Source organism: Methylophaga sp. UBA3613, assembly GCF_002375415.1.
Taxonomy (GTDB): Bacteria; Pseudomonadota; Gammaproteobacteria; order Nitrosococcales; family Methylophagaceae; genus Methylophaga.
In genome coordinates this window covers 127772-149044 of record NZ_DFLS01000014.1, presented here as the reverse complement: position 1 = coordinate 149044, position 21273 = coordinate 127772, and the positions used below count along the sequence as shown (strand labels likewise).

The 21273-nt window shown below is 46.0% G+C and carries 23 protein-coding genes; 12 read left to right on the top strand and 11 right to left on the bottom strand.

Features of this window, described 5'->3' with window-relative positions:
- Nucleotides 1-3: 3 nt before the first annotated feature.
- The 4 genes from B3S93_RS15545 to B3S93_RS15530 all read right to left on the bottom strand — a co-directional run bounded on the left by B3S93_RS15545 (nt 4) and on the right by B3S93_RS15530 (nt 3131).
- Nucleotides 4-714, bottom strand: coding sequence for a cytochrome c1 (locus B3S93_RS15545; protein WP_292401085.1), 711 nt, complete (start codon nt 712-714; stop codon nt 4-6).
- Nucleotides 711-1925 (bottom strand): cytochrome b, encoded by a 1215-nt coding sequence (locus tag B3S93_RS15540; RefSeq protein ID WP_292356065.1) that lies wholly within the window; start codon nt 1923-1925, stop codon nt 711-713. Before B3S93_RS15540 ends, B3S93_RS15545 begins: the two co-directional genes overlap by 4 nt.
- Nucleotides 1922-2515, bottom strand: coding sequence for a ubiquinol-cytochrome c reductase iron-sulfur subunit (gene petA / locus B3S93_RS15535; protein ID WP_292401083.1), 594 nt, complete (start codon nt 2513-2515; stop codon nt 1922-1924). The genes B3S93_RS15540 and petA overlap by 4 nt, the downstream gene beginning before the upstream one ends.
- Before the next feature lie 169 nt (nt 2516-2684).
- Nucleotides 2685-3131, bottom strand: a complete 447-nt coding sequence (locus tag B3S93_RS15530) for a plastocyanin/azurin family copper-binding protein (RefSeq protein WP_292401080.1) — start codon at nt 3129-3131, stop codon at nt 2685-2687.
- Nucleotides 3132-3863: 732 nt separating this feature from the next.
- Between B3S93_RS15530 and B3S93_RS15525 the strand changes: the two genes are divergently transcribed.
- The 6 genes from B3S93_RS15525 to mutT all read left to right on the top strand — a co-directional run bounded on the left by B3S93_RS15525 (nt 3864) and on the right by mutT (nt 8384).
- Nucleotides 3864-4130 (top strand): FmdB family zinc ribbon protein, encoded by a 267-nt coding sequence (locus B3S93_RS15525; RefSeq protein WP_292401076.1) that lies wholly within the window; start codon nt 3864-3866, stop codon nt 4128-4130.
- Nucleotides 4131-4138: 8 nt separating this feature from the next.
- Nucleotides 4139-4771 carry a DUF502 domain-containing protein gene (locus tag B3S93_RS15520; RefSeq protein WP_292356073.1) on the top strand — a complete coding sequence of 211 codons (633 nt, stop codon included), beginning with the start codon at nt 4139-4141 and terminating at the stop codon, nt 4769-4771.
- 71 nt (nt 4772-4842) lie between these two features.
- On the top strand, nt 4843-6627 hold the full coding sequence (aspS, locus tag B3S93_RS15515; protein ID WP_292356075.1) for an aspartate--tRNA ligase: 1785 nt from the start codon (nt 4843-4845) through the stop codon (nt 6625-6627).
- A gap of 36 nt (nt 6628-6663) precedes the next feature.
- On the top strand, nt 6664-7776 hold the full coding sequence (nadA, locus tag B3S93_RS15510) for a quinolinate synthase NadA (RefSeq protein ID WP_292356077.1): 1113 nt from the start codon (nt 6664-6666) through the stop codon (nt 7774-7776).
- 17 nt (nt 7777-7793) lie between these two features.
- Complete coding sequence (locus B3S93_RS15505; RefSeq protein WP_292356078.1) at nt 7794-7979, top strand: zinc-finger domain-containing protein; 186 nt, start codon at nt 7794-7796, stop codon at nt 7977-7979.
- Between the two features lie 3 nt (nt 7980-7982).
- The gene (mutT, locus tag B3S93_RS15500) at nt 7983-8384 is read left to right on the top strand and encodes an 8-oxo-dGTP diphosphatase MutT (protein WP_292401073.1); all 402 of its coding nucleotides are present in this window, start codon (nt 7983-7985) and stop codon (nt 8382-8384) included.
- Nucleotides 8385-8439: 55 nt separating this feature from the next.
- On the opposite strand, the gene yacG is transcribed toward mutT, so the two are convergent.
- Genes yacG through pilB form a run of 6 tightly spaced genes read right to left on the bottom strand, consistent with a single transcriptional unit; the run spans nt 8440 to nt 13896 of the window.
- Nucleotides 8440-8625, bottom strand: coding sequence for a DNA gyrase inhibitor YacG (gene yacG / locus B3S93_RS15495; RefSeq protein WP_292356324.1), 186 nt, complete (start codon nt 8623-8625; stop codon nt 8440-8442).
- Between the two features lie 2 nt (nt 8626-8627).
- Nucleotides 8628-9398, bottom strand: a complete 771-nt coding sequence (gene zapD, locus B3S93_RS15490; RefSeq protein WP_292356082.1) for a cell division protein ZapD — start codon at nt 9396-9398, stop codon at nt 8628-8630.
- A gap of 44 nt (nt 9399-9442) precedes the next feature.
- Complete coding sequence (gene coaE / locus B3S93_RS15485) at nt 9443-10051, bottom strand: dephospho-CoA kinase (RefSeq protein ID WP_292401070.1); 609 nt, start codon at nt 10049-10051, stop codon at nt 9443-9445.
- A 1-nt stretch (nt 10052) separates the two neighbouring features.
- On the bottom strand, nt 10053-10922 hold the full coding sequence (locus tag B3S93_RS15480; RefSeq protein ID WP_292401067.1) for a prepilin peptidase: 870 nt from the start codon (nt 10920-10922) through the stop codon (nt 10053-10055).
- Nucleotides 10923-10926: 4 nt separating this feature from the next.
- Entirely contained in the window at nt 10927-12174 is a 1248-nt protein-coding gene (locus tag B3S93_RS15475; protein WP_292401064.1) for a type II secretion system F family protein, read from the bottom strand.
- 3 nt (nt 12175-12177) lie between these two features.
- A complete protein-coding gene (gene pilB / locus B3S93_RS15470) occupies nt 12178-13896 on the bottom strand; it encodes a type IV-A pilus assembly ATPase PilB (protein ID WP_292356090.1) in 1719 nt (572 codons plus the stop codon).
- Between the two features lie 145 nt (nt 13897-14041).
- Between pilB and lptM the strand changes: the two genes are divergently transcribed.
- The 6 genes from lptM to B3S93_RS15445 all read left to right on the top strand — a co-directional run bounded on the left by lptM (nt 14042) and on the right by B3S93_RS15445 (nt 18451).
- Entirely contained in the window at nt 14042-14170 is a 129-nt protein-coding gene (lptM, locus tag B3S93_RS15605; protein WP_292356092.1) for an LPS translocon maturation chaperone LptM, read from the top strand.
- Between the two features lie 3 nt (nt 14171-14173).
- Nucleotides 14174-15427 (top strand): diaminopimelate decarboxylase, encoded by a 1254-nt coding sequence (gene lysA / locus B3S93_RS15465; protein ID WP_292401063.1) that lies wholly within the window; start codon nt 14174-14176, stop codon nt 15425-15427.
- A 4-nt stretch (nt 15428-15431) separates the two neighbouring features.
- On the top strand, nt 15432-16280 hold the full coding sequence (dapF, locus tag B3S93_RS15460; RefSeq protein ID WP_349677855.1) for a diaminopimelate epimerase: 849 nt from the start codon (nt 15432-15434) through the stop codon (nt 16278-16280).
- Nucleotides 16256-16966 carry a DUF484 family protein gene (locus B3S93_RS15455; protein ID WP_292401059.1) on the top strand — a complete coding sequence of 237 codons (711 nt, stop codon included), beginning with the start codon at nt 16256-16258 and terminating at the stop codon, nt 16964-16966. Before dapF ends, B3S93_RS15455 begins: the two co-directional genes overlap by 25 nt.
- Complete coding sequence (gene xerC / locus B3S93_RS15450; protein ID WP_292401056.1) at nt 16956-17864, top strand: tyrosine recombinase XerC; 909 nt, start codon at nt 16956-16958, stop codon at nt 17862-17864. Before B3S93_RS15455 ends, xerC begins: the two co-directional genes overlap by 11 nt.
- Before the next feature lie 458 nt (nt 17865-18322).
- Complete coding sequence (locus B3S93_RS15445; RefSeq protein WP_292401053.1) at nt 18323-18451, top strand: hypothetical protein; 129 nt, start codon at nt 18323-18325, stop codon at nt 18449-18451.
- 95 nt (nt 18452-18546) lie between these two features.
- Here B3S93_RS15445 and polA read toward each other — a convergent pair whose 3' ends face one another.
- On the bottom strand, nt 18547-21261 hold the full coding sequence (gene polA, locus B3S93_RS15440; protein WP_292401050.1) for a DNA polymerase I: 2715 nt from the start codon (nt 21259-21261) through the stop codon (nt 18547-18549).
- Between the last annotated feature and the right edge of the window lie 12 nt (nt 21262-21273).

Genomic DNA, 21273 nt, shown 5'->3' with positions numbered 1-21273 from the left:
GCGTTAGTGAACGTCTTTCCAGTAAGCTTTTTTCAGTGCCAGTGCGATCACAAAGAATATCGCAAGATAGAGCAAGACCCACTTACCCAGCGCTAAACGCTGTAATTTAGATGGTTCACTGATATAAGCAAGAAAGTTGACTAGATCTCGGCTCATCATATCGTATTGACGAGGAGTCAGCGCACCTTCTTGTTCAACACTTAAATGACCATCCTCGTCGATAGCCTGGTATCCCTGTTGTTCCCAAAGGACATGTGGCATACCAACATCTTTGAAAGCCAGGTTATTAGTGCCCATTGGCCGACTCTCATCCAGATAGAATGTACGCAGGTAGGTATATAACCAGTTTGTACCTCTTGCTCGAGCAATCACCGATAAATCCGGCGGCACAACACCAAACCAGCGTTTGGCATCTTCAGCTCGCATTGCTATTTGCATGGTGTCACCAATTTTATCGGTGGCAAACATCAAGTTTTCAGTGACTTGATCATCGGTAAGTCCCAAATCTTTTGCCATACGGTTATATCGCATCAATGATGCACCATGACAGCTTAGACAGTAATTAACGAACGTGTGAGCGCCACGTTGCAAAGAGGCTTTATCAGTCAAATCAATATCGACAGTATCCAGTTTTGATGACGGCCCCGCTGCAATGGCGAGCGTCGAGAACACACTGAATATCGAAACAAGAGCAGCAAAAATCAGATTTCTCATTTGGTCGTCACCCTTTCTGGCACAGGTTTATCTTTATCAAATTTCGTGTAAATCGGCATCAGGAGAAAGAAAGCAAAATACAGAACGGTAAAGATCTGAGCCATCAAAGTATAAAGAAACGTTGCAGGCTGAGTACCTAAGTAACCTAATGCTAAAAAGCTAATAACAAACACTACCAGAGCGATACGGAAATAAGGCCCTCTATAGCGAATAGAGCGGGTTCTGCTGCGGTCCAGCCAGGGCAGCAGGAACAACACAACAATCGCCAGACCCATGGCAATAACACCGAACAACTTATCTGGCACCGCACGTAAAATGGCATAGAATGGCGTAAAGTACCAAAGCGGGACAATATGTTCCGGTGTTTTTAATGGATCGGCAGGAATAAAGTTATCTTTTTCCAGGAACCAGCCGCCAAATTCCGGCATATAAAACAACACTAATGAAAAGATAAACAGGAAGACAACAACACCTACCAAATCCTTCACAGTGTAATAAGGGTGGAATGGGATGCCATCAACTGGCTTACCGTTTGCATCTTTGTTTTTCTTGATTTCCACACCATCCGGGTTGTTGGAACCGACTTCATGAAGAGCCAGAATATGCGCTGCTACCAAGCCAAGCAACACGATTGGCAAGGCAATAACATGCATGGCAAAAAACCGGTTTAAGGTGGCATCAGCGACCACATAATCGCCACGAATCCAAAGAGCCAGATCTTCACCAATAACCGGTAATGCGCCAAATAAGGAAATAATTACCTGAGCGCCCCAGTAAGACATTTGACCCCAGGGCAACAAATAACCCATAAAGGCTTCTGCCATCAGCACAACATATAACAGCATTCCGAAAATCCAAATCAACTCTCGCGGTTGTTTATAGGATCCGTACATCAGGCCACGGAACATATGCAAATAGATAACAACAAAAAAGGCGGAAGCCCCAGTAGAGTGCAGGTAACGAATCAACCAGCCCCATTCGACGTCACGCATAATGTATTCAACCGAGGCAAAAGCCAGTTCCGCATCCGGTTTGTAATTCATGGTTAAAAAGATACCGGTAACAATCTGCAGAACCAGAATCAATAAGGCGAGTGAGCCGAAGTAATACCAAAAGTTAAAGTTTTTCGGTGCGTAATACTCCGAAAGATGTTCCTTCCACATTTTTGTTGCCGGGAAGCGGGCGTCAATCCAATCCATCATAGACATCATGCAGCTCCTTGGGCATCTTCACCAACAATAACAACATTGTCACCTTGGAAATGGTAAGGGGGGACTACAAGGTTGCTTGGTGCAGGAACACCTTGGAAAACCCGTCCGGCTAAGTCAAATCTTGAACCATGGCAGGGGCAAAAGAATCCACCTTTCCAATTTGCGCCAAGATCTTCAGGAGCTATTTCAGGTCGATAGGTTGGGGAACAGCCCAAGTGAGTACAGATACCGACCATTACCATTACTTCTTTACGAATAGAACGTGTTTCGTTCTGCGCATATTCAGGTTGTTGGGTCTGTTCGCTTTGTGGATCACGCAGCTCATCATTTAAAGTTGTTAGCGCATTCAAAATTTCTTCTGAACGGCGGAAAATCCATACCGGTTTGCCACGCCACTCAACCGTTAGTAATTGGCCGGGTTCCAGCTGGCTGATATCAATTTGTACTGGAGCACCAGCCGCTTCAGCTTTGGCACTTGGTGCAATGGATGATACAAAAGGAATGGCTACAGCCACTGCGCCAGCACCGCCTACTACACTAGCTGCGGCTGTTAAAAACCGTCTTTTGCCAGTATCTATAGTGTCACTCATCAGATGAATATCCCCTGATATGTTATTTAATGTGAATCCAGCAGAGCATTATGCCTTGGGATTGCTGAGATAAAACCATTAAATTTTAGCATAGCAAGGAATTTTTTGGATCAAAAAAGCCCGCATTTTCATGCGGGCTTTAGAAAAGCCTCAAAAGGTAGAGTAAGTGTTACTCTCCAACAGCTTTTTGTGTTTTTTTCACAAGCCGTTTCAGGGCACCTTTTGGTTTTGAATCAACGATAGCTTGTAAGTTGGTTGGCTCACCAACAATAATAGAGCCACCCATGCCAGCACCCCAGTGAGGATCACATTTGTACATGTAAACACCTTCAACTGTTAATGGCTGGGTTTGAAAATTTTCGCCCATTTGGGACATAAAACCTTCAGCACCTTCAGGGATATATTGGTGTTCGCCGTCTGAATCAGTGAATGTAGTATTGACCAGATGACCATTCATTTTGTCCCAAGATACAGTATCACCCGGTTGAACTTTGATAACCATTGGGTCAAATGAAGTTAGTGATGCTGATACAACATGATTTTCAGCCATTGCAGCCGCAGAAAACAAAGATGCAGCACCTAATGCAGCCGCGATCAGTGATTTACTATATTTCATGAATATTTCCTCTCTTTATTGAGTTATTTGCCTCAGTGCGGAGCCAGTCTCCCATAATGAAGCTGAACACACACTGAACACATTTAGTTACGTGTTTTAGCACGCTATTTTCTTGGCAGGACAAGCACAAAAACGCCAGACTATACTGACTGTTTATGGGATATGTCCATGGAAAAATGAAAATTTGTGTCATTTAACACAATGTTTTCTCCCTGATTTGAACGCAGCCAACTGCCTGAAATCAATAGAGATGATGATTTAATAAAATTCAGCGTAAAAACTTGGTGGTGTTGATTTTAAATTACTTCCTAATGATCTTATGAAGAGGGGGGACGGTCAGTTTCTGCTGGTTACACCCAATTAGTTAAGGTTGGTTGTGAATTATCGCAGTCAGTTATTTACAAGGGATAGCTTCGCTGTTTAATTGATAATAGCCAGCGCTTTTGGATTCAAAGAGTTTTCGGTAGCCGATGCAGGTATCTGACTTGTTAGGCAAATATTACTTGTGATAGCTACTTTTCAACAAAAGATTATGGATGGCAAAGCACTGTCGGGCATATGAATATCCCGGAATGTCCGTTTAGTCGGTTGCCATATTCAGTTACGTTAAAATGCCAAAGACTGAATTCGCAAATTTTCGGTATAATCAACCCCTTTTAAGCTTGAAACAAATATTTCTTGCCGCATTTATAAGCAGCGTTGTTTGTTGATTCATTTTTAGGGAGTAACCTCATGCCGTTTTATGAATATCGCTGTGATGCCTGTAATCATAACTTTGAAGCGTTGCAAAAGATCAGTGATGATGCGTTGGTGGAATGTCCAGCATGTCATCAACCCAACTTGAAAAAGCTGATTTCAGCCGCGGGTTTTCGTCTTAAAGGCCAGGGCTGGTATGAAACAGATTTTAAATCGGGGTCAAAACGGAACCTCGCCGACAGTGGAACCTCAGACAGTTCATCTGTCGCAGCTCATACCTGTGGAACAGGATGCAGTCATTAAAAATTTAAATGCGTAAATATTTAATAGCAGGCCTGCTGGTCTGGATGCCGCTTGGGGTCACTTTTTTAGTGGTCCGGGCGATAGTTGGTTTTTTAGATAAAAGTCTGTTGCTGTTGCCGGACGCCTTTCAGCCCGATAGGCTGCTCGGCTTTCATATTCCCGGTTTGGGAGTATTACTGGCAGTGGCGCTGGTTTTAATCACCGGCATGATAATGGCCAACTTATTGGGGCGTCGATTAGTGGCGTTCTGGGAATCATTACTGGCAAGAATCCCGCTGGTCAGAACGCTTTATTCAGCGGTTAAGCAAATCATGGAAGCGGTGCTGGCAACAGATGCCAAATCGTTTCGAAAAGTATTATTGGTGGAATATCCACGCAAAGGTGTCTGGAGCTTAGCGTTTATGACATCGGATGATCTGGGTGAGGTGCAGGATAAAACCATTGCCAATGTCATCAGCGTGTTTATTCCGACCACACCAAATCCTACCTCGGGGTTTGTGTTGATGGTGCCGGAGTCTGATGTTATTGAATTGGATATGGCGGTAGAAGAGGGGTTGAAAATGATTATTTCGATGGGCGTGGTGGTGCCAAACTCACTAGCCTATCAAAAGAAACGTCAGGATCAGCAGCTCACTGAATAGAAAATTTCGGACACTTTTTATTTATATAAAAGGTGTAGTGTTAAACAGTATTTTTGGATGTTGGAATAATTATGCGTAGCCATTACTGCGGCGATGTAAACGAATCTTTGATTGAACAAACGGTAAAAGTTGCAGGCTGGATGCATCGTCGCCGGGATCATGGTGGTGTTATCTTTATTGATTTGCGTGATCGTGAAGGTCTGGTGCAAATCGTTTGTAATCCGGAAGATGCCGAAAGTTTTGCCGTGGCTGAAAAAGTACGCAGTGAATATGTGTTACAAATTGAAGGTGTGGTTAACCCCCGTCCTGCGGGCAGCGAAAATACCGATTTAAAAAGCGGTAAAATCGAAATCATCGCCAAGCGCGTGACTATTCTGAACAGTTCTGAAACTCCGCCATTCCCTTTGACGGAACAGGCTGAAGTTAATGAAGATATCCGGCTGCGTCATCGTTATATCGATTTACGTCGCCCGGAAATGCTGCAAAAGCTGCGCTTTCGTTCACAGATTATCCGTCAATTACGCCAGTATCTCGACAATCACGGCTTTATGGATATTGAAACACCTATCCTGACCAAAGCCACCCCGGAAGGCGCGCGCGACTATCTGGTCCCAAGTCGTACTCATCCAGGAGATTTCTTTGCATTGCCACAGTCTCCACAGTTATTTAAACAACTGTTGATGGTGGCTGGTATGGATCGCTATTATCAGGTTGTTCGTTGCTTCCGTGATGAAGATTTGCGTGCTGATCGCCAGCCGGAATTCACGCAATTGGATATTGAAACCTCTTTTGTTGAAGAAGAGGATTTAATGCAATTAATGGAAGAAATGATCCGCGATTTGTTTGCCAATGTATTAGAGCAACCGTTACCGAATCCTTTCCCAAGAATGACCTATGCGGATGCTATGGATCGTTATGGCAGTGATAAACCGGATCTGCGAATTCCATTAGAACTCGTTGATGTAAGTGATTTGATGCAGGGAGTTGATTTTAAAGTCTTCTCTGCACCAGCCAATGATGAAAATGGACGTGTGGCTGCTTTACGCGTTCCGGGTGGTAACTCTTTAAGCCGTAAAGAAATTGATGATTACACCAAATTTGTCAGTATCTACGGTGCAAAAGGTCTGGCTTACATTAAAGTGAATGATCTTGCTGCTGGCCGGGAAGGTTTGCAATCACCTATTCTGAAATTCCTACCCGATGATGTGGTTGATGCGATTCTGCAAAGAACGGCAGCTGAAACAGGTGATCTTGTTTTCTTTGGTGCCGATAAAGCTTCAGTTGTGAATGAATCTTTGGGTGCTTTACGTGTCAAAATTGGCCATGATTTAGATATGGTTGAACATGGCTGGCGCCCGTTATGGGTGGTTGAATTCCCGATGTTTGAATGGGATGACAAAACGCAACGCTGGTATGCCTTACATCATCCATTCACTGCGCCACGTGAGTCAGATATTGATTTATTAAGCAACGATCCGGGCAAGTGCTTGTCCCGTGCGTATGACATGGTATTAAACGGTACTGAATTGGGCGGCGGTTCGATTCGTATTCATAAAACAGATGTGCAGCAGAAAGTATTTGAAATGCTGGGTATTCCTGCTGAAGAAGCGGAAGAGAAATTTGGCTTCCTGTTACAGGCATTGAAATATGGTTGTCCACCGCATGGCGGTTTGGCATTTGGTTTGGACCGTCTGGCGATGTTAATGACGGGCTCAGCATCGATTCGTGATGTAATGGCATTTCCAAAAACACAGTCAGCAGCTTGCCTGTTAACCAATGCACCAAGCCCGGTCAGTGATGAACAGCTTAAAGAATTGAATATTCGTCTGCGTAAAGTGCCAACAGCAGAAGTCTGAGCAAAAAAGCAATAGCGGATTTAAGAGGAAAGCGAAGTGGCTACAAAACTAGCAACAACGGCAATCCCGTTTGAACAATACTTCTCAATTGATGATGAGGCATGCGATCAACGTATAGCTGCCGCTAAACAGAAATTGGGCGATGATTTGGTTATTCTGGGGCATCACTACCAGCGTAATGAAGTTTTCAAACATGCGGATTTTTCAGGTGATTCGCTAAAACTGTCACGCAATGCTGCCGAATCAGACGCTCAGTACATCGTGTTTTGCGGCGTGCATTTTATGGCGGAAGTAGCGGACATTCTTTCCCGTCCTGATCAAATCGCGATTTTGCCCGATCTGGCGGCTGGTTGTTCTATGGCGGATATGGCGAATCGAGTAAATGTTGATCGCGCTTGGCAGGAAATGAGTGAAGTACTTGATCCAGATGAGATGATCACGCCAATCACTTACATCAATTCCGCTGCAGATCTGAAATCCTTCTGTGGCAAACATGGTGGCATTGTCTGTACGTCAACCAATGCCCCCCATGTTTTGGATTGGGCATTTGCTCAGCGCGAAAAGGTCCTGTTTTTCCCCGATCAACACCTTGGTCGTAATACCGGTTATAAAATGGGTATTCCACTCGAAGAAATGGTCGTTTGGGATTTTGATAAGCCTCTTGGCGGTTTGACGCCGGAAGCATTGAAAAAAGCTAAAATCATTTTATGGAAAGGTTTCTGTTCAGTTCACCAGATGTTTCAACCACAACAAATTGATAACTTTCTGGAAAAATATCCGGAAACCAAAGTCATCTCTCATCCTGAGTGCAGTTTTGAAGTCTGTCAGAAGTCAGATTATGTCGGTTCCACTGAATATATAGTGAACACGATCGCCAACAGTGAACCTAACACGCGCTGGTTGGTGGGTACCGAATTGAATCTGGTGAACCGTTTACATGAACGTTTCCAGGACCAGGGTAAATCGGTGCATTTTATGTCGCCCACTGTCTGTATGTGTTCAACGATGTTCCGTGTTGATCCGCAGCATTTGTTATGGGTATTGGAAAACCTGGTGGAAGGTCATGTGGTGAATCAGGTGTCAGTGGATCCGGTGACTGCCAAAGAAGCCAAACTGGCGCTGGATCGGATGCTCGCCTTACCAATTTAATTCAGGAGTAGCGCGTTATGTCAGAGAGCAAACAAGCCTGTACACAGCGACGCTATGAAGTGAGCAAAAAAGATTTACCCATTAGTTGTCCCATGCCGGATATGCCGGCATGGAATGCCCATCCACGGGTATATCTTGAAATCAAAAGTCATGGTGAAGTGCTGTGTCCATACTGCGGCACGCTATTCGTATTGAAAAATTGATTGATGAAAAAACGTCTACAAGTCGCTGTCGCGATTATTGTTAATAATGATGAACAGGTTTTAATTGCACGCCGTCATGCGCATCAGCATCAAGGTGATCTGTGGGAATTTCCTGGCGGTAAGCGTGAAGCCAATGAAACCCGGTTAGAAGCTGTGCAACGGGAGATTTACGAAGAGGTGGGTTTACAGGTTGAGCAGGCTGAACCTTTAATGCAGATCGTTCATGACTATCCAGAATTGCAGGTTGAGCTTGATGTCTGGTTAGTGACCGAGTTTTCCGGTGACGCAACGGGCAAGGAAGGACAGCCATTAGTGTGGTGTCCATTAGCTGAATTATCGGTAAGGGAATTTCCCGCTGCAAATATGCAGATTATTGAGCGGTTAACTAATCTCTACCTTGTTTAGCAACTAGTGCTCGTTTACAGGCTGGCAGGTGGTTAATGCTGAGCAACAGCAATCGTTAATGAAATGAGTTGGGATCGTCTTCAGGATCAATAACCGGCTCTCCAGGTATGCGGTGATTTCCCGCTGCCCATTCACCCAAGTCAATTAATTTACAGCGCTCACAGCAGAACGGCTTCCATTTGTTGTCATCAATCCATTCAACTTTACGTCCACATTGGGGACAATTTACTTTCAATACCATAATTACATCGTGCAACAGCTAAGCTGAAAATCCGCATCATCATTAATTTGTTGGGGGCGTTGATTAATATCAAACGTCATAAACCGCACCGTGAAACGATGTTTGCCACCACTTATTTCCGGGTAATAAGGCGTGCTTGACGGAATACGAACCCGAATTAACTGGGTTGGCAGATTACTGTCCAGGCTGCGTTGATAAAATCCCTTCTCTGCTTGAGCACCGCTGAAACCGGCACTGCCACGAATCAGTTGCAGCGAAATATTAATCGCTCCGCGTACTGCTACAAACTGTTCCAGCCAGTAATTTAATTGTTGCTGGCGTTGTTCAACAGAGGAATGTTGTAACCAGTAATGGTAGGCAGGTAAATCAAAATCACAGGTGCCGCCGGCAATGCTGGATCGCTGACGGATGCTGTAAAGAAATTCATTTTCTTTTAAAACCTGACCAATGGACGTTTTACGAATCTGCAAGGCATCGAGTGTCTGGTCCAACTCTGCAAGTAATGCATCCAATGTGTCTTTATCAACACCGGGCGAGTTTTCCAACGCTGACAAATTGGTAATCAGCCGTTCAACTTCCTTGGTCACTTCGGACTTCATATCGCCACGCTCAAATACCTGCAACATACTCAACATGGCATCAATGGCTTCACGATGACTCATTTCATCATCATGCTGAATGGCATAATCCACGCGCGCCAACAGAAATTCCAATCTCAGGAATGTTCTTATGCGTTCATTCAGTGGTTGTTCGTATGTGATAACGTCGGACATAGTGTGTTTTTATCATTTACATAAGGTCAGCTTGATGACCAGGATTAATTTTGCGTCGTCTCTGCCAGCTGACAATATAACGCATGCAGTTGAGTAACCTGAAATTTCAATTTTTCAATTCCATCACTATTGTCGATGATATCGTGAGCACATTGCAATCGCTGTTCGCGGTTTGATTGAGCCGCAAGATGTTGAGCAGCTTCTTCAATGGTTAGATTGTCTCGGATTTGCAGACGGGTTAGTTGAGTTTGGTAATCCACATCAACGACCAAAATACGATCCACGCACGACTGCATCTTGGCTTCAACTAACAACGGTACACTGAGAATACAGTAACGGCCTTTGGCATTTGCTGCCTGTTGTAACAGTTGTTGGCGAATTGCTGGATGCAGGATCTGTTCAAGCGTTTTTTTGGCTGCAGCATCCGAGAACAGCATCTTACGTAATGCTGGTCGGTTTAACTGACCACCTGCAAGTACGTAATGTTTGCCAAACTGCTCAACAATTTTCTGGTATTGGGTTGTACCAGGCTGGCTCAGTTCGCGAGCAATAATATCAGCATCAATAACAGTAACGCCCAGATCTGCAAATAATGTTGAGACAGTTGATTTGCCTGATGCAATGCCGCCGGTTAGGCCAACCCGAAACACCATCTCAGCTTAATCCGCTCCAATTCAGATATGCAGTACTCAGAGTGTCGCCCCATATCAGCGCCAGCCAGCCGGCTGCTGCCAGATAAGGACCAAAAGGAATAGGAATATCCCGATGCTGTTGTTTTAACAAAATCAGGCTGATACCAACCACTGCACCGACTAAAGAGGATAATAAAATAATCATTGGCAATGCCTGCCAACCCATCCAGGCTCCCAAGGCTGCCAGCAGCTTAAAATCGCCATAGCCCATGCCTTCCTTACCTGTGACCAAACGAAAGGCGTGATACACCAGCCAGAGCGCCAGATAACCGGCAATGGCACCAATAACGGCAGAGCTAATATCGGTATAGGTAGCAAACAGGTTAAAGCTGAGACCTAACCACAATAAGGGTAAAGTAATGCTGTCTGGCAACAGTTGATGATCAACATCGATAAAGGTCAAAGCGAGCAGAGCCCAACTCAACAGTAATGCACCTACTACGGCAATGCTGAAACCAAAGTGCCATGCCACCACCGCAGAGATCACTGCAGTGAATAATTCGATCAGCGGATAGCGTTTGGATATTGACGCTTTGCATTCCTTGCAACGACCTTTCAGAGCGAGATAACTGATTACCGGAATATTTTCCAATGCAGTAATCGCATGACCGCAATGCGGACAGCGAGAACGCGGTTTGCTTAACGTAAGTTCATCTGTCTCAGGTTCAGATGTTCCAATCAATTCATGGCACTGTTGGGCCCACTCACGCTGCATCATCAGCGGCAGTCGGTGAATGACTACATTGAGAAAGCTGCCGACCAGTAATCCCAGAATGAAAATACTGGCAATAAAAAAAATGCTGGAGGTTTCCAGCAGATAAATTAGCGACATAGGATTAAACGACAGCGCCGAGTTTGAAAATCGGCAAGTACATGGCAATAACCAGTGTACCGATCAATACACCCAGGAAGGCCATGATAAACGGTTCCATCAACGCGGTCATATTATCAACAGCATCATCGACTTCACGTTCGAAAAAATCTGCGACTTTCGCCAGCATCGCATCCAAAGAACCCGATTCTTCACCGATGGAAACCATCTGAATCACCATATTGGGAAACAGCTCGGTATCGGTCATGGCTTTATTTAATTGGGTACCGGTTGAGACATCATCACGCATTTCCAAAGTGGCTTCGTTATAGACGATATTCCCCGTGGCGCCTGCTACCGAGGTCATCGCTTCCACCATTGGTACACCGGCTTTGAACATAACTGAAAATGTGCGAGCAAAACGGGCAATTGCACCTTTTGTTAATACATCACCAATAACAGGCAGTTTTAATAACATACGATCCATAAAATGCTGAACCTTGCGAGAGCGGCGTCTTGCTGCCATAAAGCCCATCACCGAGCCAATGATGCTGCCAAAAATTAACCACCAGTAATCCTGAAATACCTGGGAAATGCTGATGACCATTTTAGTGAGGCCAGGCAGGTCCGCACCAAACCCGGTAAACAAAGCCTGGAACTGTGGGATAACAAAGATCATCAAAATCGCCGTCACGATAAAAGCCACCACCATAATGGCAGTTGGATAAACAAGCGCTTTTTTAATCTTCGATTTCAGTGCTTCAGTCTTTTCCTGATATGTCGCGATCTCGTGCAATAAGGCTTCCAGCGTACCGGACTGTTCACCGGCGTTGATAAGACTGATATACAGATCATCAAAATATAATGGGAATTTCGCTAATGACTCCGCCAGACTGGTGCCTGATTCAACATCGGCTTTAATTGCCAGAATCATTTCCTGCATACTGGCATTTTCATGGCCTTCGCCAATAATTTGCAGTGATTGCATCATCGGCACACCCGAAGACATCATGGTGGCCAGCATTCTGCTGAAGATGGCTATGTGAGCCGGTTTGATTTTGGGTTTGCGTGGAGCAAATAAATCCTTGGGTTTACGACGTACTTTGTCCGGCATAATACCTTGACGACGTAAATCTGCGCGAACGGCCTGAATACTTTCACCGGCCTGTTCACCTTTAACCTTGCGGCCGGCTTTATTTGTTCCTTGCCAGATAAACAGGGTCGGTAATTCGGCTTTTTTAGGTTTAAGTTTAGCTTTAGCTGCTGTGGCCACGGTTTATTCCTTAATGACGCGGTTAATCTCTTCCAAGCTGGTTAATCCGGCCATGACTTTTTTCAAACCGGAAGCCCGTAAATCTGCAATACCCTCAGCTTTTGCCTGATCCGCCAGTTGCATGGAGTTACCGCCTTCCATAATCATTCTCCCCATTGCATCCGAAACTGGCATTACCTGATAGATACCAACACGACCTTTATACCCCTCGGTGCATTGATCGCAACCTACAGCACGGTAAACTTTGAAATCTGTCGCAATTTGCTCCGGTGTGTAACCTTCTTCGATCAGCGTTTCTTTTGGTAACGGTTCCACAGTTTTACAATGCTGACACAGGCGACGCGCCAGACGCTGGGCAATAATCAACGTTACTGCAGAAGCAATGTTAAATGCTGGTACACCCATATTGGCGAGGCGGGTCAATGTTTGTGGAGCGTCATTGGTATGTAGCGTTGAAAACACCATATGACCAGTCTGCGCAGCTTTAATGGCAATTTCAGCGGTTTCCAGATCGCGGATCTCACCCACCATGATTACGTCAGGATCCTGACGTAAGAAGGCTCTTAAACATTCAGTAAACCCCAGCCCGATCTGCGGATGTACATTGACCTGATTGATACCTGGCAGATTTATCTCTGCAGGGTCTTCTGCTGTAGAGATATTTCGATCGTCAGTGTTGAGAATATTTAAAGCGGTATACAAGGAAACGGTTTTACCACTACCTGTTGGACCAGTGACTAGCACCATGCCATAGGGTTTATGCATGGTTTCAAGAAAGATTTTTTTCTGATCTTCCTCATAACCCAATGCATCAATACCTAGTTGGGCGCTAGTAGGATCCAGAATACGCAGTACGATTTTTTCGCCGAACAGGGTCGGGCAGGTGCTGACACGAAAATCGATGGCTTTCGATTTGGAAATTTTCAATCGCATCCGGCCATCCTGGGGTACTCGACGTTCAGCAATATTCATTCTAGACAGGACTTTCAGCCGCGCAGCAATACGTCCGCCAAGCACCACGGGTGCCGTTTTGGTTTCATGGAGGATGCCATCAATACGCACCCGAACACGGTATTTTTTCTCGTAGGGTTCAAAGTGAATATCCGAGGCACCGGCTTTGATCGCCTGAGTCAGAATACCGTTGATAAATCTGACAACAGGAGTGTCATCGATATTTTTTTCAGTGAGTTCAGCTCCACGATCAGCATCATCATCCGGACCCAGATCAATATCATCAAGCTCAGCATCATCAAAATCATCCAGAACCTGGTTTTTGTTATCCAGTGCTTTTTCAATGGTAACGGATAATTTCTGTTCATCGACCAGAACAGGGTAAGTATTCAGAGCAGTGTTGAACTGGAATTCGTCCAGGGCTTGAAGATTGGTAGGATCGGACACGGCCACATAAAGACGTTTACCACGTTGAAACAACGGTAGGGCATTATGCTGACGGATGAGTTTTTCCTGGAACAGGCTGGTAGGCGCAAGTTCCATATTCATACTGTCCAGGTCAAATAAAGGAACGCCAAATTCCTGAGAGGCAATGGCACCGATAACATCACTATCAAGCAGTTTGTTATTTACCAGATAGGTCACAAAGGATTGTGAAGCCTGTTTAGCCGTAACCTGAGCAGTCTGTGCCTGCTCCTCACTCAGCAACCCTTCACTTACAAGTCGTCTTGCAAGACCGCTTAGTCTGATTGGTGCTGTCATATTTGCCATTACAGGACGCTATTCCTTAATATAAAGCTAATTTTAAATGCACTTATAATATGTAAGTTAAATAATAAATTCTAGTTTCCAATGTGGGTCAGTTGCCAGTATTCCTGTGTATACTGCCTGCCTTTACAGCATCGGGGAAGACATCATGCGAAAAATTTCTGGCTGGAAAACTCTGGCGATCATCCTGTGTACCATAGGAATACTGACCTCATGCGGCCTGAAGGGTGATTTATACCTGCCTGAAGGAAACGCTAATACTGTGAAGGTTGCCTAAAAAATGCAGGATTATTTCACTCAAAAACATGGAGAGTTGCATGCCGAGCAGCAATCTTTAATTGATTTGGCGGCGCAATTTGGCACTCCTACTTATGTGTATTCCAGAGCTGCACTCGAACAGCATTGGAAAGCCTTTGATGATGCATTCAGTGCTTATCCGCATTTGGTCTGTTATGCGGTCAAAGCTAACTCTAATCTGGCGGTCCTGAATGTGCTTGCCAGACTGGGATCAGGGTTTGATATTGTGTCTGCCGGTGAATTGGCTCGTGTCATAGCAGCAGGTGGTCAAGCGGAGAAAACAGTGTTTTCCGGTGTTGGTAAAACCGCTGAAGAAATTGGTTATGCTTTGAAAACCGGTATTCGCTGTTTTAATGTGGAATCGATCCCTGAGTTGCAACGTATCAGTGATGTGGCCGTCAGTCTTGAAAAAACGGCTCCGATTTCCATTCGTGTCAATCCGGATGTCGATGCGCAAACCCATCCATATATTTCCACTGGCCTGAAAGAAAACAAATTTGGCATTGCCATTGATGATGCGCTGGCGGTGTATCAGCAGGCAGCTTCTTTGCCGAATCTGCAAGTGATTGGTGTGGATTGCCATATTGGCTCCCAACTGACCTCTGTTTCCCCCTTCGTTGATGCTCTGGAACGTGTGCTGGCGTTGATTGATGCGTTGGCTGAGCAGGGCATTCAAATAAAACATCTCGATATCGGCGGCGGACTGGGGATTTGTTATCGCGATGAAAAACCGCCAACTCCAGCTGAATATGCCAAAGCAATGCAGGCTTTATTAAAAGATCGTGATCTGGAAATCATGTTGGAACCCGGTCGGGCGATTGCTGGTAATGCCGGTGTGTTGCTGACGAAAGTGGAATATATCAAAGCCACAGAAGCCAAAAACTTCGCTATTGTCGATGCGGCGATGAATGATTTATTACGCCCAGCATTGTATCAATCATGGATGGCGATTGAAGCCGTCAAACCCCGTCAGGATGAAGCTGAACAGGACTTTGATATTGTCGGTCCGGTCTGTGAAACCGGTGACTTTTTAGGCAAGGATCGCAGTCTGGCGATACAAAGCGGAGATTTACTGGCGATTCGCTCCGCTGGGGCGTATGGTTTTACCATGAGTTCCAATTACAACTCGCGTCCGCGGGCCGCTGAAATTATGGTCGATGGAACAAATATGCATGTGGCGCGTCAACGCGAGTCGGTTGAAAGCCTCTATGCAGGTGAGCAGGTATTGCAGGATTAATCCTATGTTGAAATTCAGCAAAATGCATGGCCTTGGTAATGATTTTGTGGTGATTGATGCCATTAATCAGTCTGTGCAACTGACCACTGAGCAAATTCGTTTTATGGCGGACCGACATATCGGTATCGGCTGTGATCAGTTATTGCTGGTGGAAAACAGTGACCTTAACGAAGTCGATTTTCGTTATCGGATTTTTAACGCTGATGGCGGGGAAGTATCTCAATGCGGTAACGGCGCACGTTGTTTTGCCAGATATGTACGTGATAATGGCCTCACCACAAAAGATTCCATTGCAGTTGAAACGGCTTCCGGGGTGATTTATCCCACCTTGCAGGCCGATGGTCAGGTCTGTGTTGATATGGGAAAACCCCGCTTCTCGCCTGAACAAGTCCCATTTAACGTAGTTGAGCAGAGTAATACCTATATGCTGGTGGTCGAACCAGGACGTCAGGTGGAAATTGCTGCATTATCAATGGGCAATCCCCATGCGGTTTTATTGGTCGATGATGTGACCACCGCGCCTGTCGGCGAATTGGGACCTAAAATTGAAAACCATCAGCAGTTTCCGGAACGGGTCAATGTCGGCTTTATGCAGCTGGTAGATCACGAGCATATTAAATTGCGGGTGTATGAACGTGGCTCTGCTGAGACAACGGCTTGTGGAACGGGGGCCTGTGCGGCAGTAGTCAGTGGAATTCGTCGCGGGATACTTGGACGTCAGGTCAGTGTTTTACTGCCGGGCGGCACATTAGAAATCAGCTGGCCGGATGAAAATGCTTCCGTATGGATGACCGGACCAGCACAACATGTATTTGATGGAGAAATTGCGTGGGCAACACTCAACAATCTGTAAGCGCTGAGCAGGTCAGTGAATTTTTACGTCAGCACACAGATTTTTTAATCGATCAGCCGGATTTATTGTCCGAACTGGAATTCGACAACACACCTGAAGGCACCATTTCGCTGGCACAGCGCCAACGTCAGCAATTACGCCAGAAAAATCAGCATCTGCATGAACAGCTGCATGCATTAATCGATAATGCGCATAGCAATGCTGCATTGCAGCAGCGAGTCCATCAACTCTGTCTGCGACTGATGGACTGTCAGGACATGCACAGCCTGCTGGCAACGTTGATGCAACAATTACAGCAAGAATTCTCAGCTGACGAAGTGTCGTTAAGACTGTTTTACAGTGGCGATCAAAAACCGAAATTACCTACGGTCGAAGGCAACATCGTCGAAATGCATGCTGATGACAGCCAACTGAAAGCATTTGATCACATTCTGGGCAAGCAACAACCAGTTTGTGGTCGACTGACCAAGGCGCAAAAACAGTTACTGTTTGGTGATAAAGCAGATGAAGTGCATTCGGTGGCCTGTTTACCATTAGGACACGAGCCCTGTGCCGGTTTGCTGGCGATTGCCAGCAGTGATGCCAACCGCTTCCATGCTGATATGGGCACTGAATATCTGAGCTTTCTCGGGGAAGTGTTTATGCGTCTGCTGCGTCGTTTCTGCCACGGCCAGAATGACAGCTGAGCTGCAAACCCCTCTGCAGGATTTTCTGCAGTATCTGGAGCAACAGCGCCGGGTTTCGCCGCATACCGTACTCAATTATCAGCGTGACTGTCAGCAGTTAGTTGACTACTGTGAGCAGCAATCATTTACTGATTGGCAGCGACTCAAACCGGCAAATATTCGTCTGTTTATTGCCCGCCTGCATCGAAAAGGTTTAGGTGCCCGCAGTATTCACCGTTTACTGTCAGCCATTCGAAGCTTTTATCGCTATCTGCTCAAAGAAGGCTTGGTCGATCATAATCCTGCCCAATCAGTGCAGGCCCCCAAAGCTGAAAAGCGGTTACCAAAAACCCTTGATGTCGATCAAATGAATTCGCTACTCGACAGCACACCGTCTGACACTTTTGTCGCCTGCCGGGATCGAGCGATTATGGAATTATTCTATTCCTCTGGCCTGCGTCTGGCAGAGCTGGCGGCATTGGATTTACGTGATGTCGATTTCGGCCAGCAACTGGTGCATGTTATCGCCGGTAAAGGTAATAAAGGAAGGATTCTGCCGATAGGTCGTACCGCGATTGAGGCGCTGAAAGTCTGGCTCGATAAACGCGACCAAAACGGACTGTATCAACAACCAGCATTATTCACCACCCAGAAGGGCACGCGCCTTGGCGTGCGTTCTATTCAGCAACGCCTGGCTTTCTGGGGCAAAAAACACGGTATCTCCGAGCATGTGCATCCGCATCGGCTACGTCATGCATTTGCTTCGCACATGCTTGAATCCAGCAGTGATTTGCGAGCCGTGCAGGAGTTGTTGGGGCATTCGGATATCAGCACTACGCAGGTTTATACTCATCTGGATTTTCAACACCTGGCAAAGGTTTATGATGCCGCGCATCCTCGGGCTAAAAAGCGTTCTTAGGATATTAACCACAGAGGCACAGAGGGCACGGAGTTCTTAAAAATCTATCCGCAGATTACGCAGATAGGCGCAGATTTCTTAGAGAGAAACATAAACAATATATTGATACAGGCACAGAGCTCAATGGTTATGCCCTAAATCCCCTTTTGAACTGACGAGTAGAGGCTTTTTGTCAGGAAATTGAGGCTTACCTGTTTGAGCGCAGCGAGTTTGGTAAGACTCCCTGACAAAAAACGCAACGCAGTGGAGCCGCAGGCCAGTTCAAGGGGTGCCCTTGGGTTGTTAGGGGCTTGGGCACGCAAGCCCCTAACTTGCGAGAGCGACATAAAACCTTAAACTTGAAGAATGAAACTTAGAGCTAAATTTCGCCTGAGGGCGAGTTCATTTTCTTTGCTTGCCCACAAATTCATCTGGAATGAATTTGGATGCCGGAGGCACCCGAAGGGTGAGCGATATGGATGTCGCGAATCAAAGAAAACGAACCAAAAGAAAAGGCACCCCTTGTGTTGGCCTGCGGCTCCCCGAAAAAAATGGCCATCGCAGGGAAATCGAAAAAACTCGCTTCGCTCAAACATTTCGATTTCTAATCCTGAGATAACCATTTTTTCCGGCAACACAAAAGGGGATTCAAGGTAAGCCTTTTGGATCTGTGCCCTCTGTGTCTCTGTGGTTAATAATCCAGTTAGTGGGCCTGTTCCCAATTATCCCCAACCCCAATACCCACTTCTAACGGCACAGCCAGTTCTGCAGCTTTGATCATAAACTGCTCAATTTCAGTTTTCGCCAAATCAAGCTGCTCTTCGGGCACTTCAAATACCAATTCATCATGTACCTGCATAATCATGCGGATGCCAGTATCGGCTTCGAGCAGCCAGTCATGAATGGAAATCATTGCGCGTTTGATAATGTCTGCGGCGCTGCCTTGCATCGGGGCATTAATCGCGGTGCGTTCAGCGTACTGGCGACGCAAACCATTACTGGAATTGATTTCCGGCAGGTATAAACGTCGGCCGAAAATAGTTTCGACGTAACCATCTTTTTTGGCTTGTTCGCGGGTGTTGTCCATGTATTTTCTGACGCCGGGATAGCGTTCGAAATAGGTTTCCATGTATTTGGCGGCTTGATGACGTTCGATGCCGAGTTGTTTGGAAAGTCCGTGGGCGGACATGCCATAAATCAAACCAAAGTTGATGGCTTTGGCACTGCGGCGTTGATCACTGGTGACATTTTCTGGCTCTACGCCAAAGATTTCAGAAGCGGTATGGCGATGAATATCTTCACCTTCGGCAAACGCAGTCAACAGGCTTTTATCACCGGATAGATGCGCCATGATGCGTAGTTCAATTTGTGAATAATCGGCTGCCAGGATCTTGGCCCCTTTTCCGGCGACAAAGGCTTCACGAATCTTGCGTCCGGTTTCAGTACGGATCGGAATATTCTGCAAATTCGGATCGGAAGACGATAACCGGCCGGTGGCAGTGACCGCCTGATGATAGGAGGTGTGCACACGTCCGGTTTGTTGATTGACCTGCTGTGGCAGTTTGTCGGTGTAGGTGGATTTCAGCTTACTTAAGCTGCGATATTGCATAATGATTTGCGGCAGTTCATAGCCATCATCTGCCAGTTCCTGCAGTACATTTTCTGCAGTTGATGGCTGGCCTTTAGGTGTTTTTTTGCGAACCGGCAATTGTTGCTGGTCGTAAAGAATTTCCTGTAGCTGCTTTGGTGAACCCAGATTGAATTTGGTCCCGGCAGATTCATGAGCTTGTTTTTCCAGCCGGTCAATATCATGCGCTAATGCGTCGCTTTGCTGCTGCAGCATAAAGATATCGATATGCACGCCATTGCGTTCCAGCGTGTTCAGCACCGGCAGCAACGGCATTTCCAATTCACGATAAACCGTTTCTAAAGAGGGGATCGCCTGAATTTTTGGCCATAGAATATGATGTAACTGCAATGTGATATCGGCATCTTCACAAGCATAAGGCGAGGCTTCTTCCAAGCCTATTTCATTGAAGGTCAGTTGCTTTTTGCCTTTACCGGCAATGTCTTCAAAATGAATGGTGCTGCGATTTAGATATTTTTCTGCCAATGAATCCATATCGTGCCGTGTGGCCGTGCTGTCCAGCACATAGGACTGCAGCATGGTGTCATGAGCAATGCCCTGCAAGTCAATGCCATGATTCAGCAGAATATGTCGATCATATTTGAGGTTCTGGCCCACCTTTAATGCTTTTGGATCTTCCAGTAAGGGTTTAAACAACGCTAACGTGGTATCAAAGTCCAGCTGATCCGGTGCGCCCGGATAATCATGCGCCAGCGGCAGGTAAGCGGCTTCACCGGCTTTAATGGCAAATGACATACCAACAATCCGAGCCTGTAGATAATTGAGGCTGGTGGTTTCGGTATCAAAGGCAAACAGTTCAGCTTTTTTGAGTTTATCCATCCAGCTATCCAGCTGCTGCTGAGTCAAGATGGTTTCGTAATGGGTTTCATTGCTGGTGGCTGGTTCATCCGTTTTTGTTGAAGCCGCAGCAGCAGGCGCAGAATCTAATTCCTGTAGCCAGCTTTTGAATTCGTACCGACGATAAAGCTCTGCCAGTTTTTGATTATCCGCCGCCTGCATATCCAGCGTTTCCGGGGTGAAGTCCAGCTCGACATCCATCTTGATGGTCGCCAGCTGATAGGAGAGTGGTAAGTCATCTATCGCTGCTCGAAGCTTCTCACCCAGCTTGCCTTTTACTTCATCAGCATGTTCGATAACGCCCTGTAAACTGCCATATTGTTGCAGCAGTTTAGTTGCAGTTTTGGGGCCGACACTATCAACGCCAGGAATGTTATCCACCTTGTCACCCATCAGCGCCAGATAATCGACAATTTGCTGCGGTGTCAGGCCAAATTTTTCCTGCACCGCGGCAATATCTGTTTTAGTGTTATTCATGGTGTTAACCAGCGTGACATGCTCGCTGACCAGCTGCGCCATATCTTTGTCGCCGGTAGAAATCACGGTTTCAATTCCGGCTGCAGTGGCCTGTTTGGCCAGCGTGCCAATCACATCATCAGCTTCAACGTTATCAATGCAGAGCAGCGGCAAGCCCATGGCTTTAACAATTTCATGGATTGGCGCAATCTGTTCGCGTAAATCATCCGGCATTGGCGGGCGGGTGGCTTTATACTCGGCATACAGATCATTACGGAAGGTTTTACCCTTGGCATCAAATACCACGGCCATATGTTCGGGTTGATAGTCACGGATCAATTTACGCAGCATGTTGATGACGCCATAAATGGTGCCGGTTGATTCGCCGTCGCTGTTGGTCAGTGGCGGCATCGCATGATAAGCGCGATACAGGTAGGAAGAGCCATCAACAAGTATAAGTGGTGCAGTTTGAGTCATAGTTCACAAGGC

Coding starts and splice junctions, on each gene's coding strand:
- B3S93_RS15545 (WP_292401085.1), bottom strand. CDS start 714: ATGAGAAATCTGATTTTTGCTGCTCTTGTTTCGATATTCAGTGTGTTC.
- B3S93_RS15540 (WP_292356065.1), bottom strand. CDS start 1,925: ATGATGTCTATGATGGATTGGATTGACGCCCGCTTCCCGGCAACAAAA.
- petA (WP_292401083.1), bottom strand. CDS start 2,515: ATGAGTGACACTATAGATACTGGCAAAAGACGGTTTTTAACAGCCGCA.
- B3S93_RS15530 (WP_292401080.1), bottom strand. CDS start 3,131: ATGAAATATAGTAAATCACTGATCGCGGCTGCATTAGGTGCTGCATCT.
- B3S93_RS15525 (WP_292401076.1), top strand. CDS start 3,864: ATGCCGTTTTATGAATATCGCTGTGATGCCTGTAATCATAACTTTGAA.
- B3S93_RS15520 (WP_292356073.1), top strand. CDS start 4,139: ATGCGTAAATATTTAATAGCAGGCCTGCTGGTCTGGATGCCGCTTGGG.
- aspS (WP_292356075.1), top strand. CDS start 4,843: ATGCGTAGCCATTACTGCGGCGATGTAAACGAATCTTTGATTGAACAA.
- B3S93_RS15505 (WP_292356078.1), top strand. CDS start 7,794: ATGTCAGAGAGCAAACAAGCCTGTACACAGCGACGCTATGAAGTGAGC.
- mutT (WP_292401073.1), top strand. CDS start 7,983: ATGAAAAAACGTCTACAAGTCGCTGTCGCGATTATTGTTAATAATGAT.
- yacG (WP_292356324.1), bottom strand. CDS start 8,625: ATGGTATTGAAAGTAAATTGTCCCCAATGTGGACGTAAAGTTGAATGG.
- zapD (WP_292356082.1), bottom strand. CDS start 9,398: ATGTCCGACGTTATCACATACGAACAACCACTGAATGAACGCATAAGA.
- coaE (WP_292401070.1), bottom strand. CDS start 10,051: ATGGTGTTTCGGGTTGGCCTAACCGGCGGCATTGCATCAGGCAAATCA.
- B3S93_RS15480 (WP_292401067.1), bottom strand. CDS start 10,922: ATGTCGCTAATTTATCTGCTGGAAACCTCCAGCATTTTTTTTATTGCC.
- pilB (WP_292356090.1), bottom strand. CDS start 13,896: ATGGCAAATATGACAGCACCAATCAGACTAAGCGGTCTTGCAAGACGA.
- lptM (WP_292356092.1), top strand. CDS start 14,042: ATGCGAAAAATTTCTGGCTGGAAAACTCTGGCGATCATCCTGTGTACC.
- lysA (WP_292401063.1), top strand. CDS start 14,174: ATGCAGGATTATTTCACTCAAAAACATGGAGAGTTGCATGCCGAGCAG.
- dapF (WP_349677855.1), top strand. CDS start 15,432: ATGTTGAAATTCAGCAAAATGCATGGCCTTGGTAATGATTTTGTGGTG.
- xerC (WP_292401056.1), top strand. CDS start 16,956: ATGACAGCTGAGCTGCAAACCCCTCTGCAGGATTTTCTGCAGTATCTG.
- B3S93_RS15445 (WP_292401053.1), top strand. CDS start 18,323: ATGTCGCGAATCAAAGAAAACGAACCAAAAGAAAAGGCACCCCTTGTG.
- polA (WP_292401050.1), bottom strand. CDS start 21,261: ATGACTCAAACTGCACCACTTATACTTGTTGATGGCTCTTCCTACCTG.